Source organism: Cohnella lubricantis, from assembly GCF_014212015.1.
GTDB lineage: Bacteria > Bacillota > Bacilli > Paenibacillales > Paenibacillaceae > Cohnella > Cohnella lubricantis.
The window spans coordinates 163,696-177,946 of the sequence record NZ_JACJVN010000033.1 but is presented as its reverse complement, the minus strand read 5'-3'; the positions used below and the strand labels follow the sequence as shown (position 1 = coordinate 177,946).

General features: G+C 58.5%; 16 protein-coding genes and 1 other annotated feature. All 16 genes read right to left on the bottom strand.

Translation table 11 applies throughout. The features are described from left to right. Positions 1–10 precede the first annotated feature (10 nt). Positions 11–1,297, bottom strand: a complete 1,287-nt coding sequence (locus tag H4Q31_RS09840) for a homoserine dehydrogenase (protein ID WP_185178899.1) — start codon at positions 1,295–1,297, stop codon at positions 11–13. A 19-nt stretch (positions 1,298–1,316) separates the two neighbouring features. Further along, positions 1,317–1,754: an ACT domain-containing protein gene (locus tag H4Q31_RS09835; protein ID WP_185178898.1), complete on the bottom strand. Its 438-nt coding sequence runs from the start codon at positions 1,752–1,754 to the stop codon at positions 1,317–1,319. Positions 1,755–1,968: 214 nt separating this feature from the next. Next, on the bottom strand, positions 1,969–3,303 hold the full coding sequence (obgE, locus tag H4Q31_RS09830) for a GTPase ObgE (protein ID WP_185178897.1): 1,335 nt from the start codon (positions 3,301–3,303) through the stop codon (positions 1,969–1,971). A 23-nt stretch (positions 3,304–3,326) separates the two neighbouring features. Beyond that, positions 3,327–4,091: a Spo0B domain-containing protein gene (locus tag H4Q31_RS09825; RefSeq protein WP_185178896.1), complete on the bottom strand. Its 765-nt coding sequence runs from the start codon at positions 4,089–4,091 to the stop codon at positions 3,327–3,329. Between the two features lie 249 nt (positions 4,092–4,340). After that, positions 4,341–4,652 (bottom strand): 50S ribosomal protein L27, encoded by a 312-nt coding sequence (gene rpmA / locus H4Q31_RS09820; RefSeq protein ID WP_185178895.1) that lies wholly within the window; start codon positions 4,650–4,652, stop codon positions 4,341–4,343. Positions 4,653–4,670: 18 nt separating this feature from the next. After that, complete coding sequence (locus tag H4Q31_RS09815) at positions 4,671–5,003, bottom strand: ribosomal-processing cysteine protease Prp (RefSeq protein WP_185178894.1); 333 nt, start codon at positions 5,001–5,003, stop codon at positions 4,671–4,673. A gap of 13 nt (positions 5,004–5,016) precedes the next feature. Further along, positions 5,017–5,328 (bottom strand): 50S ribosomal protein L21, encoded by a 312-nt coding sequence (gene rplU, locus H4Q31_RS09810; RefSeq protein ID WP_185178893.1) that lies wholly within the window; start codon positions 5,326–5,328, stop codon positions 5,017–5,019. A 13-nt stretch (positions 5,329–5,341) separates the two neighbouring features. After that, positions 5,342–5,441: a sequence feature (ribosomal protein L21 leader region), on the bottom strand. 75 nt (positions 5,442–5,516) lie between these two features. Continuing rightward, entirely contained in the window at positions 5,517–6,755 is a 1,239-nt protein-coding gene (locus H4Q31_RS09805; RefSeq protein ID WP_185178892.1) for an Rne/Rng family ribonuclease, read from the bottom strand. A 34-nt stretch (positions 6,756–6,789) separates the two neighbouring features. Then, on the bottom strand, positions 6,790–7,665 hold the full coding sequence (locus H4Q31_RS09800; RefSeq protein ID WP_245347142.1) for a M50 family metallopeptidase: 876 nt from the start codon (positions 7,663–7,665) through the stop codon (positions 6,790–6,792). Next, positions 7,658–8,863, bottom strand: a complete 1,206-nt coding sequence (locus H4Q31_RS09795) for a M23 family metallopeptidase (protein WP_185178890.1) — start codon at positions 8,861–8,863, stop codon at positions 7,658–7,660. Before H4Q31_RS09795 ends, H4Q31_RS09800 begins: the two co-directional genes overlap by 8 nt. Before the next feature lie 203 nt (positions 8,864–9,066). Next, entirely contained in the window at positions 9,067–10,218 is a 1,152-nt protein-coding gene (locus tag H4Q31_RS09790; RefSeq protein ID WP_185178889.1) for an FtsW/RodA/SpoVE family cell cycle protein, read from the bottom strand. Positions 10,219–10,224: 6 nt separating this feature from the next. Beyond that, positions 10,225–11,019 (bottom strand): septum site-determining protein MinD, encoded by a 795-nt coding sequence (minD, locus tag H4Q31_RS09785; protein WP_185178888.1) that lies wholly within the window; start codon positions 11,017–11,019, stop codon positions 10,225–10,227. Between the two features lie 4 nt (positions 11,020–11,023). After that, the gene (gene minC, locus H4Q31_RS09780) at positions 11,024–11,683 is read right to left on the bottom strand and encodes a septum site-determining protein MinC (protein ID WP_185178936.1); all 660 of its coding nucleotides are present in this window, start codon (positions 11,681–11,683) and stop codon (positions 11,024–11,026) included. 87 nt (positions 11,684–11,770) lie between these two features. Beyond that, positions 11,771–12,295 carry a rod shape-determining protein MreD gene (gene mreD, locus H4Q31_RS09775; protein WP_245347160.1) on the bottom strand — a complete coding sequence of 175 codons (525 nt, stop codon included), beginning with the start codon at positions 12,293–12,295 and terminating at the stop codon, positions 11,771–11,773. A gap of 2 nt (positions 12,296–12,297) precedes the next feature. Further along, the gene (gene mreC / locus H4Q31_RS09770) at positions 12,298–13,152 is read right to left on the bottom strand and encodes a rod shape-determining protein MreC (RefSeq protein WP_245347143.1); all 855 of its coding nucleotides are present in this window, start codon (positions 13,150–13,152) and stop codon (positions 12,298–12,300) included. Between the two features lie 59 nt (positions 13,153–13,211). Next, on the bottom strand, positions 13,212–14,243 hold the full coding sequence (locus H4Q31_RS09765) for a rod shape-determining protein (protein ID WP_185178886.1): 1,032 nt from the start codon (positions 14,241–14,243) through the stop codon (positions 13,212–13,214). Positions 14,244–14,251: the final 8 nt, after the last annotated feature.

Genomic DNA, 14,251 nt, shown 5'->3' with positions numbered 1-14,251 from the left:
GCTCTGCTCCTCAGCTTTCTAACCGGTAGACGCTCTTGATACGGCGGATTGCCGGCAGTCCTTCGAATTCCGCTAGCGCCCGGTTCAGAGTGGCTTTGCTCGCCATATGGGTCGTAATAAGCAGCTCCACGACGTTCTGATCCGGCATCGCCGGCTGCATGACCGATTCGATGCTCATCTCATGACGGGAGAAGACTTGCGCGATCTGCGCGAGCACGCCGGAGCGGTCCTCCACGTGCAGCAGCAGGAAGAATCGCGACGCGATCTGCTCGTCGGTCTTCAGCCTCTTCTCCTTGTAAGAGAGCGACGCCTGGCGGCCGTTCACGCCGAGCTTCGAATTCTTGACGACCGCGACGAGGTCCGAGACGACGGACGTCGCCGTCGGCATCTCGCCTGCGCCCGGGCCGTAGAACATCGTCTCTCCCACCGCTTCGCCGTAAACATACACAGCGTTGAATACGCCGGATACCGCAGCGATCGGGTGGCTCTTCTTCACCATCGTCGGCTGCACGCTGATGCTGATACAGTCGTCTTGCCGTTCCGCGATGCCAAGCAGCTTCACTTCATACCCGAGCTGCTGCGCGTAGCGGATGTCCTGTTGGCTGACGGAGCTGATACCCTTGACGTCGACGTCCTCCAGCGCAACCTTGGCGCGGAAGCCGAGCGTCGCCAGAATCGTCATCTTGCGCGCGGCGTCAAGCCCCTCGACGTCCGACGTCGGATCCGCTTCGGCGTAGCCAAGCGCCTGCGCTTCCTTCAAGACGTCCTCGTAGGCGGCGCCTTCCTGGCTCATTTTCGTCAGGATATAGTTTGTCGTGCCGTTGACGATCCCCATGATCTTGGTAATCCGATCGGAGGAGAAGCCTTCAATGAGCGTCCGGATGATCGGGATGCCGCCGGCGACGCTCGCTTCGTAGAAGACATCGCAGCCCTTCTCGCTTGCCTTGGCCAGTATCTCCTGTCCGTGCAGCGCCATCAGATCCTTGTTGGCGGTGACGATATGCTTGCCCCGCTCCAGCGCCTCCAGAATATACTCCTTCGTATTCCCAATGCCGCCCATCACTTCGACGATGACGTCGATCTCCGGATCGCGCACGATCTCCCATGGATCCTCCGTCAGCTTGGATGAATCGATGTGGATGCTGCGCGCCTTGCTGCGATCCTTCACGAGAATCTTGGAGATCGCGATCGGGGAGCCGACCTGGCTCTGCAGATCCTCTTGGTGCCCTTCGACGATCCGGACGACGCCTGTTCCGACGGTTCCGAGACCGAACAATCCTACTTTCACCGGCTTCATCTGTACAATTCCTCCCCCATTAGCTCCGCCCGACGACAGTCGTTCTCTTGACGCCGTCCATCGCTTTCAATTGGTCGACCAGCTCGGTCAGCGATCCGGTTAATCCGGCAATATCCAAAGTAACGACGACGTTAGCCATTCCTTGCAGCGGGATCGACTGAGACATGGTGAGCACGTTGCCGCCGCTCTGCGCCAGCGTTCCGAGCACTTGCGACAACACGCCGGAGCGATGCTCCAGATCCATGGACAACGTCGCGATCCGCTCTCGCGTCATCTGCTCCAATGGATAGACGCCATCCTTGTACTTGTAAAAAGCGCTGCGGCTAAGCCCGACCCGCTCTGCCGCCTCGTGAACCGTAGAAGCTTCTCCCCTCCGGAGCAGCTCTTTGGCCAGCTCGGTCTTGAGAATGCCTTCCGGCAGCAGATCCTCTCGGACGACGTAGTAGCGTTCAACCATCTTCCGTCCTCCCAAGATAGACGAATGTTTGTATATAGTGGACATTATATCGGATTGATAAGCCGGCGGCAATAGGTTTGACGCGTGAAAATGACGTCTTTCGGCTTATTCCCGCATATAAATTACCGCAAACAAAAGAACCAACCGCGCTCGAACGGTTGGTTCTCTCTTCGTCATGCGGCTCAACGACATGTTCAGCGGCGCTCAGCGGTACTCAGCGGTCGTCGAACAAGTAATCGTCCGCCCCGCCTTCGAAGAATTCGAATTCGAAGTCCCCGATGCGGATCGTATCGCCGTCTCTGGCGCCGCGCTTGCGCAGCTCGGCATCGACGCCGATATTGCGCAGGATGCGGCCGAACCGCAGCACCGCTTCGTGCGAAGCGAACTGCGTGCGTCTTAGCAGCTTCTCAATGGACTCGCCCTCGACGACGTACACCTCATTGTCGCGAGTAATCCGGAAGTCGTTATCGGACGGACGTTCCTCCATCCGATAGACGACATGCTCTTCTTCTTGCGCTTCCTCTTCCGGAACCTCCGAAGGATCCGGCAGCGAATCGAGCACATCCGCCACGCGGAAGAGAAGCTCCGAGATGCCTTGCCGGGTCAGCGAGGAGATCGCCATAATCTCGATATCCGGACGCAATGCTGCGATCTTCTCGCGGAAGCTGGCCAGATTCTCCTCCGATTCCGGCATATCCATCTTGTTCGCCGCGACGATCTGCGGCCGCTCCGCCAGCTTGACGTTGTAGAGCCGCAGCTCGTCGTTGATCTTCTCCCAATCGTCGAACGGGTCGCGTCCTTCCATGCCGGACATGTCCACGACATGGACGATAACCCGCGTGCGCTCCACGTGGCGAAGGAATTCATGCCCGAGGCCGACGCCGGTATGCGCGCCTTCGATAAGGCCCGGCAAGTCTGCCATGACGAAGCTGCGCTCTTCGTCCACCTTCACGACGCCCAGGTTCGGCGTGATCGTCGTGAAGTGGTACGCGCCTATCTTCGGCTGCGCCGCCGACACGACGGACAGCAGCGTCGACTTGCCGACGCTTGGGAAGCCAACGAGGCCGACGTCCGCCATCACCTTCAGCTCCAGCGTCACCCAGCGTTCCTGGCCTTCTTCGCCGTTCTCGGCGATGGCCGGAGCCGTGTTCGCCGGGCTCTTGAACCGCGTATTGCCGCGGCCGCCGCGCCCGCCCTTCGCGATGACCACCTCTTGGCCGTGGCGGGTCAAATCGGCCAGCATCTCGCCGGTATCGTCGTCATAGACGATGGTGCCCGGCGGCACGCGAACGATCATGTCCTCCGCATTGGCCCCATGCTGCGTCTTGTTGCGCCCCTTCTCGCCGCGCGGCGCCTTGAAGTGCTTCTGGTAGCGGAAGTCCATCAGCGTCCGAAGCCCTTCGTCGACGCGGAAGATCACGTCTCCGCCTTTGCCGCCGTCGCCGCCGGCGGGACCGCCTTCGGGGACATACAGCTCCCGCCGGAACGCAACCAGGCCATCGCCGCCGTCGCCGCCCTTCACGTAAATTTTCGCTTTGTCTACAAACATGATGAGTTCACTCCGTTCAGCCGTTACACGGCTCTCTCTTCACGTGGAAAGGCGACGACGAGCCGGCGGTGCTCCGCCGCCAATTCTGCTGTCTGCTCCGTCTCGGACAGTTGCCCGAAGCCGCTTAGCAGCCGCTCGATATCGGCTCTGAGCCCGCCCATCGCCGTCAGCTTGCCTTCGTATGTCATGGACAGCAACACCTTCCGCTCATCGGAACGGAAGTTCAGCCGAAGCACGTTCTCCTCCTCCGCAGGGGAAGCCGCGCGAATGCGCACTGCATTCACCAATCCGATGACGGCCGCCGTCAACCGTTCTGCGTAAGGTCCATCGCTTCGAACGCCGAACCCTTCCTCCACTTCGATCTCCAGACGCATGGCGTCTTTAGCCGCGGAGAATGAGAGCAAGTAAGCAGCCAGCCGCGGCACGCCCAGTCGGGAGATCCGGCTGTCCTGCTCCATCTTCGCTCTTATTCTTTCCACAACGGCGATCGCTTTATCGGGTTTGCCGAGCCTTAGGTATCCATACAATATCTGCATCTCATTCATCCAGTCGTGCCGATGCTGGCTGAGTGTCTCCAGAGCGGATACATGCATCTGGTCGATCATTCGGTTGTGATACTGCCGCTCGTACCGGCGTTCCGCCAACATGACGGACGCTGCTCCTATTGCCGTCCACAAGACGAACAATGCCAGCGGCCACCACTGCTCGCGCCAGACGAATATCCCCGCCGCCGGAATCAAGAGCGATACCGCCGCCGAGACAGCCCATACCATCGATTTTCTCGACATAATGATGACTTCTCCGTTTCCTTCTGGGACCGATTGGCAGTTGAATCTGCATGCAGTATGCTCTCAAACGCATCCCGGACGCTTAATCTCTTATTGGTTAAGTATAGCATGGATATCGAACGACCTGTTAACCCAATCGTCCGATAACCAGGAAATAAGTTCCTCCACACACATGATTAGCCTATCAATTAGTCAAGCAAAAAACCCCGGCCTCACGTGATGGCCGGGGTTCTGGGGTGTGTCGTCGTATTAGCCTTCGACAGTCGCCGCTACAGGCGCTTGCGCAGCCGGATACACGCTCACTTTCTTGCGATCGCGTCCCCAACGCTCGAACTTCACGACGCCTTCCGTCAGCGCGAACAGCGTATCGTCTTTGCCGATGCCGACGTTCGTGCCCGGATGGATCTTCGTGCCGCGTTGACGAACGAGGATCGTGCCGCCGCGTACGGCTTGGCCGTCAGCGCGCTTCGCGCCGAGGCGCTTCGAATGGCTGTCGCGTCCGTTCTTCGTGGAGCCTACGCCCTTCTTCGAAGCGAACAACTGAAGATTTAATTTCAACATGGATGCCAACCTCCTTCTTTAGTTGATGCGTTCCTTTATTCTCACGAACTTGCCGTATTCATCCACGATGGATTCAAGAGCGGCGATCATGCCTTCCAGCAGAAGCTGCACTTGACCGTCTCTTGCCGGATCTTCGGTCTCCGGCGCGATAGCCGACAGCCAGCCGGATTCCATCTTGGCTTCGGGAACAAGTCCCGTCAGCTTCTCAATGGCGTTCACGGCGCCTATCGTGACGGCCGAGACGCCGGCGCAGACGATGTCCTTGCCGGGATCGGCGTACCTCGCATGTCCGGAAACGGCGAATCGCCGGATCCTCCCGTCTAGTCCACGAATGATCGTTATCGTAACCATCTCGGCAGACCTCTTATGCCTTGATGCTCTCGATCGTCACCTTCGTGTACGGTTGACGGTGGCCTTGCTTCTTGCGCTCGTTCTTCTTCGGCTTATACTTGAAGACGATGACCTTCTCGCCTTTAACGTGCTTCTCGACCTTTGCCGTTACGGATGCGCCGGCTACGAGCGGAGCTCCCGTTACGAAGCCCTTGTCGGAAGATACCGCCAGGACCTTGTCGAACGTGACGCTGTCGCCAACGTTAGCGGAGAGCTTCTCGATGAACAGAACGTCGCCCGCTTGAACTTTGTACTGCTTGCCGCCAGTCTCGATAATTGCGTACATGTGTGTGCACCTCCTTATGTCTAAGACTCGCCTCGTCGGGTGCCGAGCGCCTGCGCTTGAAGCTTAGGCAGCAAAGGTCTTCCATACCCGTGAAAGTGCGGTTGTAGCATGCAGCGCTGAATGAACACTTTGCACGCACCATAGTATTCTATCACAGAGAAGCGGCGAGCACAACCTCATAATTCCGATCATATTCGGGTATAAATTTTGCCTCGTCCCTTGCAGGACGCGCAATTCTCATAGAAGTAACTCTCGACGTTCGCGCGCGCCTTCTTGCGGGTTATCTCCAGCAGTCCGAGCCGCGTCCAGCCAAGCACCTGACTCTTCGTTCGGTCCATCTTCATCGTGGCTTCCAGCTGCTGAACGACCCGATGCCGGTGCTCCTCGCTCTCCATATCAATGAAGTCGACGATGACAATGCCGCCCACGTCCCTCAGCCGGAGCAGGCGGGCAATCTCCTCGGCAGCTTCCATGTTCGTCCGGAACACCGTCTCCTCGAGGCCGACCGTCCCCGTATATTTGCCGGTGTTCACGTCGATCACCGTCAGCGCTTCCGTCCGGTCCCATACGAGGTAGCCACCGCTGGCCAGCCAGATGCGCGGCTGGAATGCCTTGTCGAGCTGCTCGCTGATCCCGTATTTGTCATACAACGGCGTCTGCTCCTTGTACAGCCGAAGCCGGCTCTCAAGCGCCGGCGCGGTCTGGCGCAAATAGGCTGCCGCTTCCCGGCAAGCATTCTCGTCGTCCACGACAAGCTCTTCCGTATCCGGCGTGAATACGTCGCGGATCATCCGCTGCACGAGGCCGATATCGCGATGAAGCTCCGCAGGCGCAGCCGCGTGCCTCCCTCTCGCTTGGACACCGGTCCATGTCGCCCGAAGCGAGGACAGATCCTCCGCCAGCGATTCCGGTCCTTCGCCTTCAGCGTTCGTACGCAGAATAACGCCCTCTCCCGGTCGTCTCAGCTCCTCGGCCAGGAGCCGAAGGCGGGTCCGTTCCTGCTCCAGCTCAATCTTCTTCGAGATGCCGATATAATCCGCATTAGGCATATAGACCAGCCACCGGCCCGGCAAGGAGTAATGGGTCGTCACCCGCGCTCCCTTGCCGCCGAGCGGCTCCTTCATCATCTGCACGACCAGCTCGTCCCCGGGCTTCAGCAGCTCGGCGATCTGCGGCTTGTCCTTCGGCTGTTTGTCCAGATGCGGGTGAAGCACATCGTCCACGTATAGAAAAGCGTTCTTGGACAGGCCGATGTCGACGAAAGCGGCCTGCATGCCGGGCAGCACGTTCACGACCCGCCCTTTGTAAATATTGCCGACGAGCGTTGAGCCTTCCGAGCGTTCCACGCTGAATTCCGTCAATCGTCCGTTCTCCAGGAGTGCCGATTGTGTATCTTTGGGCGAGCAATGGATGAACAGCTGCTTCATGGCTACCTCCGACTACTACCTCTTTATCTCCATCTTACATGAAAAATCGCAAGTCCGCATTCCCTCCGGTCAAGGAAGCGAGGAACCCGTCAATCATCTGGCCTTCAGGCACCACTCTTCTAATCTTCCCTTGCCTCATCACATAGACCAGATGGTAGCGTTCCCTCATGAGCAGCTTCACGACGGACGCAGGCGTCCGGTTCTCCGAGATGACGATCGGCTGCGCCAGCGTCCCCCCATCGACGCGATGGTCAGCTCTTCTCGACCGATGGACGAGGAATCGGAGGAATACGAATGGTACGTTGCGGCGATACGTCCAGTTGGACGCCGCCAGGAACAAGCCGGTCATGAGCAGGTTCAAGTGCACATGCCCGCCCCGAAGCAGCGGATAGAGCGAAGCGGCGACAGCTGCGAAGCTGAACAGCAGGCTGATCCGCATGCTCCAGAGCAGCGTGCGATGATAAGGAATGCGGAGGCTCATCCACGTCTGCATCAGCTTGCCTCCGTCGAGCGGCATAACCGGCAACAGGTTGAAAAGCGCGATGATCGCATTAGCTTGAACGAATCCGTCCGCCCAGCGCGAATCCACCCATCCGAACGCAGTCGCCAGCCAGGCGAATGCGGCCAGAATGACGTTCTGCAGCGGTCCCGCAATGGCAACCAGCGCCTCTTCGCGTGCGGGCACGCCCCCCGCATCCTCCACCTCGAGGACGCCTCCGAACGGGAGAAGCTTGATCTCCCGCACCGTCCAGCCGAAGCGCAGCGCCATCGCCAGGTGTCCCAATTCATGCAACAGCACGATGCCGAACAGCGTCGCGATCTGCGCGATCTGTCCGGCCGCGATGGACAGCAGCATGAGCAGGACGAATAACGGATGAAGCTTGATCCTCGTGCCCCGCCATTTAATCAAGCGGCACCACTTCCGACGGATCGATTGGCTTGCCATTCTGCTGTACGGCGAATTCAAGCATTCCCTCGCCGCCATCGCCTTCAATTGAGGACACCACGCCAATCGGACGGCCGGCTTCCACCCAATCATTCGTCTTAACAGCCGGCTTCGCGACGCGGCTGTAGATGGAGACGACGTTGTTCTCGTGCTGAATCTTGATCGTTGCCAGACCTTGATCGTCGATCGCCACTTGCGCCACCCGGCCGGTATGAACCGCTTGAACCGGCGTTCCGTCCAAAGCAGCCAGTTGTACTCCTTCGCCGCTCTGCGCGAAGGATTGCAGAATTCGTCCGGACAGCGGCGGAGCGGTCTCTGCACTGTTCCAGCCGGCGGAGACCGCCTGCGTTCCGTCCTCATCCTCGAAGATCGGCAGGAAGGAAGGCGTCCCGCCGAACGTCCGCTCATACCAAGCTTCGACTGCCGCGAAGTTCATATCTTCAGTAACCGTCCGAATCGTCCAGCCTTGGACTTCATTGCTCCCCGGAAGCTCATAGATCGTCCACGCCCATACCGTGCCGAACAGGGCTGCGGCAACAGCTGCCCGGGCGATGAAGCCTTTGACGAACCGGCCCAAGACGCTGCCTTCCTCGGGGTAAGGCGGCGTATTGTCCCATCCCGGCCGGCCGGACAATCCTCCATAGGGGCTGAGGCCGGACAAGGAGCCGATCGAGCCCGAACCGGTCGGTCTGGCGCTTCCGTTCGGGCCGAGTCCAGTTGGCCTCGCGCTGTTGTTCGGACCGAGTCCAGGCGATCCCGGATGCGGCTCCTGCTTGCGTCCGCCGAAGCCGCCTCGTTCTTGCCGCTGCTTCTCCTTCCACCACCGTTCCGGATCCGGCTCTCCTTGAGGGGGCTCGAACAAACTGTAATCCGATGCGGCGAATGAAGACGCCGTAGGCACGGCCGGCTCCGGCGAAGCTGCCTGACGGTCCTCCCGCGACGGCGGATACGAATCCAGGGACTCCTCAGGCGGCACATGCTCCCAGACGTCCTCATCGCTTGCTATGCCCTGAACTTGTTCTCGCCCCAGCGGTATGCCCGTCTCGTCCTCTTCTAGCCAACGTCTCTCCCGCTCGTTATTCTCCCAGCCCGCCGAACGGGCGCCTGTCAACTGCTGTATCCTCTCCCGCCGCCGCTGGCGGACATTGTTCCGCACTTCCATGGCCGCTCCCCCCTTGTCCGCGCTTTGTATCACGATATGGCAAGCTGTCCCGGTTTAGACCAGATGGCGGTGTGGAAGAGGGTCATGCCTGTAATGGGAGGGCTAGCGTGCCGGAGTCACGAAGGATGCAGATTGCATTCGCATTCGGAACTTCAGTCAAAAAAAGCGGCCTCTCGGCCGCTGCTGACGTTCAATTACCCTTTCTACGTATCCATCGTGTACTTCTCTTGATGCGCCCGGATGCTGAACACAATGCCGATACACAGCATGTTGAGCAGCAGCGAGGTGCCTCCGTAGCTGATGAACGGCAGCGTGATGCCGGTGATGGGCATCAGACCGATCATCATGCCGATGTTCTGGAAGATCTGGAACACCAGCATCGCCGCGATTCCTATAATGATGAACGACCCTCGCAAGTCGTAGCACTGGTAGGCGATCAAGATCATCCGATAGATGAAAATAAAGTAGATCAGAAGGAGCACCGCCGCTCCTTGGAAGCCGAACTCCTCGCCGATGACGACGAAGATCGAGTCCGAATACGGATACGGAATGAACTTGCGGTTCTTGGACTCCCCTTGCATGTAGCCGTCTCCGGCCAAGCCGCCGGAGCCGATGGCGATCTTCGCGTATTCCGCTTGCCGCCGTTCGTCCATGGTCGCTTCTTCGGGGTGAATGTACGTGTTAATCCGTTGATACCAGTGCGGCTTATGAAGGTCGTCCTCCATGAACTGCTTGATCTCCGCATTGTATGCGTTGAACAGCGTGACGAACAGCACGAGGCCGCCGACCACAACCGCCAAGCCTATCGTGACATAGGTGTATCGAATGTTCCCGATCCACAGCATGCCGAGCACGATGAACACATAGATCATGGCGTTGCCAAGGTCCGGCTGGATCATGCACAGAATGAACGGCACGAACGAGACGACCGCAATGGCCAAGACATCGGTGCGCATCCGCAGCGGATCCCCTTGCCTTCGGCCGAGAACGGCCGCCACGGCAATAATGAGGAACAGCTTCATGACTTCCGCCGGCTGGATATTCAGCCCCCCCGCGATCGGGAACCAGCTGCGCGCTCCGTTGATCTTCGGCGCGAACAGCAGCACGGCAACCAGCGAGCCAATGCCGATGATGTACCAGACGTACCACGTCTTGAGCAGCAGCCGGTAGTCGAACATGACGCACAGCAAGATCACGACGAAGCCGGCAGCGTAGAACTCAATCGTCTTAATATCATAATTGTGATACCCGGAGTCGTTGTGGGTCGCGCTTCGCACGACAAGCGCGCTGGCAACCATGAGCAGCCCCAGGATCAGCATCATGATCCAATCTATCTTCTTAAATCGGTTAAGCAAGCCGAATCATCCCATTCCGAGAAACTTCTTCATTCGGCCGAACATTCCGCTTCTCTCTTCCAGATTCATAAGCGGAACGGTCTCGCCGAGTATGCGGCGGGCAACGTTGCGATAGGCGATAGCGGCTCGGGAGGAAGGATTGAGCACGGTCGGCTCTCCCTGGTTGGCGGCTTTGATGACAATCTCGTCATCCGGAACGATGCCGATCAGATCGATCGAGAGCACTTGGCAGATGTCGTCGATCTCAAGCATGTCGCCGCTGCGAAGCATATTCGGACGAATCCGATTGATCACGAGCTTCGGCGACTTGAAGCCGCGCTGCTCCAAGATGCCGATGACCCGGTCGGCGTCGCGGACGGCCGCATTCTCCGGCGTCGTCACAACGATCGCTTGATCCGCGCCGGCTACCGCATTGTCGAAGCCCTGCTCAATGCCGGCCGGACAGTCGATGATGACATAATCGTATTCAGCTTTCAATTCCTCTACGATCTTGCGGACTTGTTCCGGCTTGATATCATGCTTGTCCTTCGTCTGTGCAGCCGGCAGCATGTACAGCTCATCGAACCGCTTGTCCTTAATGAGCGCCTGATTCAATCGGCAGCGGCCATCCGCTACGTCGATCAAATCGTAGATAATCCGATTCTCGAGACCCATGACGACATCCAGATTGCGCAGCCCGATGTCGGTATCGACCATACATACCTTACGGCCCAGCAGTGCAAGCGCCGTTCCCAAGTTTGCGGAGGTTGTCGTCTTCCCCACTCCGCCTTTGCCGGACGTAATGACAATCGCTTCTCCCATCGATCTACACTCCTTTGAATGGCATGTGTTCACTGCGGCGATGATGCAAGTGAGTCAGTTTATCGATCTCCATGACCCCGTCCCGCAAATAAGCGAATTCCATGACCGGTTCGGCGGACGTCCATTCCTCCGGCGGCCGGCTGATCACTTCGGCGATTCTCAGTTGAGTCGGCGTCATGAGCGAAGCGGCGATGACCGCCTCCTCGTTGCCGTCGCAGCCTGCATGAGCGGTTCCCCGCAGCGCGCCCATAATATAAATATCACCGGAACAGATGACGGTGCCGCCGGGATTCACATCGCCCAGCAGCAGCAAATGTCCCTGATGATGGACGGTCTGTCCTGAACGGACAATGCCTGCGATCGTCTTGACGGCGTTCTTCTCCGCCTCCAGCTCTTCGGGCGTCTTGTCGCTCTCCATGCTCTGGATAAGGAAGTTGCCTTGCTTGCGGATGATGTACCGAAGCCGTTCCTTGTCCTCCTCGTTCAACCGACGCGAGCCCAGCTTCACGAAGACGTGGACGAGCGGGCCGGACAGCTGCTGTTCGTGCTTGTCCAGCTTCTCGTGAAGCTCATCCAGAAGCGACGTGAAGTCGCACTGGTCATCAAGCAGGAAGACGAGGCCATCCTTGGTTCCTTTGATCGTAATAGCCGATTTGACGCTCACCATGTCGCTCCTCCCTACGATAACTACAATTCTGCCAGGCGAGCCTATTTTCCTGCCGGCAACATCCCTAGCGCATTGCGGATCGTGTTAAGCAGCGTTCTCATCGCCGGCAGCAGGAGCATTCTTCATCAGCCAACGCCGAACCGGAACATAGATGAGCAGCGTAATCATCAGCTCAAGAAGCAGGGTAGGCACGATCTGCCAATACGCCGCGAATCCGTACGTCAGATCCGTCAGTTGGAACATCTTGTAGACGAAGTAGATGATAGAGTTCAGAATCCCGCTTCCGATGACCGTGGCAACCGCCGTATCCGCCAGCGTGCGCGGTCTTCTGTCGCTAACAAGTCCAATCATATAGCCTATCAGCGCCATGCCGAACCCGTAAGCCCCCATGAGATGGCCGTAGAACAACACGTCCTCCAGCAGTCCGAAGCCTAGTCCAAACAGGAAGCCCCGGTGCCGGCCGGCGAACAAGGCGACATACACCGTGATCACGAAAGGCAGATTCGGCAGCAGCCTGTCGCTCCATGCGTCCGGCACAAGCCAAGGGATCAGCGACGTCTGAACGATCAGGAGCAGAATCGTCAGCAGAATCGTGCGGTTCATGAGCATCTTCACGGCGTATCCACATCCGGCGCCACCACGACGAACACTTCGGTCAAATGATCGAATTTGGCCGATGGCTTAATAGTAGCCGTGTGCGTCAGACCGAAATCCCCTACCTGACTTGTGACGACAGTGCCGATGATGAGTCCCTTCGGAAGCACATTGCCGAGGCCGGACGTGATGATTAGATCGCCTTCCTCAATCGTGGCGCTCTCATCAATCTTGCTCATCTGCAGCATGTTGTTCTCTTTGTCGAAATCTACGATTCCGAATGCCTGATCCTCGCGGCCGAGCACAGTCGCAGAGATCGAGATCTGATCGCTGTCGGTCGGGTCCAGCTCCGTAATCGGCGTGACCGTCGAAGTGAATTCCGATACTTTGCTGACAAGCCCAACCAGTCCATCGACCGTCGTGACCGCCATCCTCGGCTTAATGCCGTCATGGGCTCCCAGATTGATCTTAATCGTCTTGTCATACGGATTGGAGCCTCCCGCCACGACTTGAGCGATCAAATACTGATAATCGTATAATTGCTTCTGGCGTTTCGTAAAATTAAGGTCTTCCTGCAGTCTCTTATTCTCATTCTCAATCATATTATAGCGAATCTTGTCTTGCGTGTACCTAGCTACCGTCTGCCTGAGCTGTTCGTTCTCCTCGTATACGTCGGAAAGCCGGCCGAGGTCGCGGAAGAATTCCGACACAGCCCCGACCGGCCGGTACAATGCTCCTTGCACGGCGCCGAACGCATCGTTCACGAAGCGTTCGGGCCAACTGAGACCGGTGCGTCCCGACGTGAAGCCCAGCGTAGCGATGACCAGGATCAGCCCGATCATGAGAATGAACAGACGTTTGTTGCGCATCATCTTAAAAATATCCGATCACCTGCTTCCTTCCCCACCGGGCCTCCATCTTCTGTTCCGGCTTAGCCTTTGCGGGAACCGGAGCTCTTCGAAGACTTGAACAAATGGATGTTCTCCAGCGCGCGGCCCGTTCCGATCGCCACGCAGTCAAGCGGGTTCTCCGCGACGAGCACCGGCATGCCCGTCTCGCGGGCCAGCATCTTGTCCAGGTTGCGAAGCAGAGCGCCGCCGCCGGTCAGCACGATGCCGCGGTCCATAATGTCGGCGGACAGCTCCGGAGGGCACTTCTCCAGCGTTACCTTCACGGCTTCCACGATCGCGTTCACCGTATCGGAGAGCGCTTCGGTAATCTCATCAGACGTGATCGCGAGCGTCTTCGGAAGTCCCGAGACGAGATCGCGGCCGCGGATCTCGATCGATTCGACCTTGTCCAGCGGCGTCGCCGAGCCGATCTCCATCTTGAGCTGCTCCGCCGTGCGCTCGCCGATCATCAAGTTGTACAAGCGCTTGATGTACTGAATGATCGCCTCGTCCATCTCGTCGCCGGCCACGCGGATCGAGCGGCTCGTCACGATGCCTCCGAGCGAGATAACAGCCACTTCCGTCGTGCCGCCGCCGATGTCGACGACCATCGATCCGGTCGGTTCCCATACCGGGAGATCAGCGCCGATCGCAGCCGCGAACGGCTCTTCGATCGTGTACGCTTCGCGTGCGCCAGCTTGCTTGGTGGCATCTTCGACAGCGCGCTTCTCGACGGCGGTAATGCCAGACGGCACGCACACCATCACATTCGGATGGCGCGGCGGGAACGAACGCTCCTTCTGCGCCCGGCGGATGAAATACTTAATCATCGTGGCCGTCGTGTCAAAGTCGGCGATGACGCCGTCCTTCATCGGGCGAATCGCCCGGATGTTGCCCGGCGTGCGGCCGATCATCTTCTTGGCGGCCTCGCCAACGGCTTCGATTTTCTTCGTATCGGTACGCAGGGCAACCACGGAAGGCTCCCTTACGGCGATTCCTTTGCCTTTGACATAAACAAGCGTATTCGCTGTTCCTAAATCAATTCCTAAATCACGCGTGAATCCACCAAACATATGCTGCT

What these genes read in the sequence shown, in the direction of transcription:
- H4Q31_RS09795 (WP_185178890.1), bottom strand. Translation starts at nt 8,863, where the DNA reads ATGGAAGTGCGGAACAATGTCCGCCAGCGGCGGCGGGAGAGGATACAG.
- H4Q31_RS09765 (WP_185178886.1), bottom strand. Translation starts at nt 14,243, where the DNA reads ATGTTTGGTGGATTCACGCGTGATTTAGGAATTGATTTAGGAACAGCG.
- H4Q31_RS09815 (WP_185178894.1), bottom strand. Translation starts at nt 5,003, where the DNA reads ATGGTTACGATAACGATCATTCGTGGACTAGACGGGAGGATCCGGCGA.
- H4Q31_RS09835 (WP_185178898.1), bottom strand. Translation starts at nt 1,754, where the DNA reads ATGGTTGAACGCTACTACGTCGTCCGAGAGGATCTGCTGCCGGAAGGC.
- H4Q31_RS09840 (WP_185178899.1), bottom strand. Translation starts at nt 1,297, where the DNA reads ATGAAGCCGGTGAAAGTAGGATTGTTCGGTCTCGGAACCGTCGGAACA.
- minD (WP_185178888.1), bottom strand. Translation starts at nt 11,019, where the DNA reads ATGGGAGAAGCGATTGTCATTACGTCCGGCAAAGGCGGAGTGGGGAAG.
- mreD (WP_245347160.1), bottom strand. Translation starts at nt 12,295, where the DNA reads ATGCTCATGAACCGCACGATTCTGCTGACGATTCTGCTCCTGATCGTT.
- obgE (WP_185178897.1), bottom strand. Translation starts at nt 3,303, where the DNA reads ATGTTTGTAGACAAAGCGAAAATTTACGTGAAGGGCGGCGACGGCGGC.
- H4Q31_RS09805 (WP_185178892.1), bottom strand. Translation starts at nt 6,755, where the DNA reads ATGAAGCAGCTGTTCATCCATTGCTCGCCCAAAGATACACAATCGGCA.
- mreC (WP_245347143.1), bottom strand. Translation starts at nt 13,152, where the DNA reads ATGATGCGCAACAAACGTCTGTTCATTCTCATGATCGGGCTGATCCTG.
- H4Q31_RS09825 (WP_185178896.1), bottom strand. Translation starts at nt 4,091, where the DNA reads ATGTCGAGAAAATCGATGGTATGGGCTGTCTCGGCGGCGGTATCGCTC.
- rplU (WP_185178893.1), bottom strand. Translation starts at nt 5,328, where the DNA reads ATGTACGCAATTATCGAGACTGGCGGCAAGCAGTACAAAGTTCAAGCG.
- rpmA (WP_185178895.1), bottom strand. Translation starts at nt 4,652, where the DNA reads ATGTTGAAATTAAATCTTCAGTTGTTCGCTTCGAAGAAGGGCGTAGGC.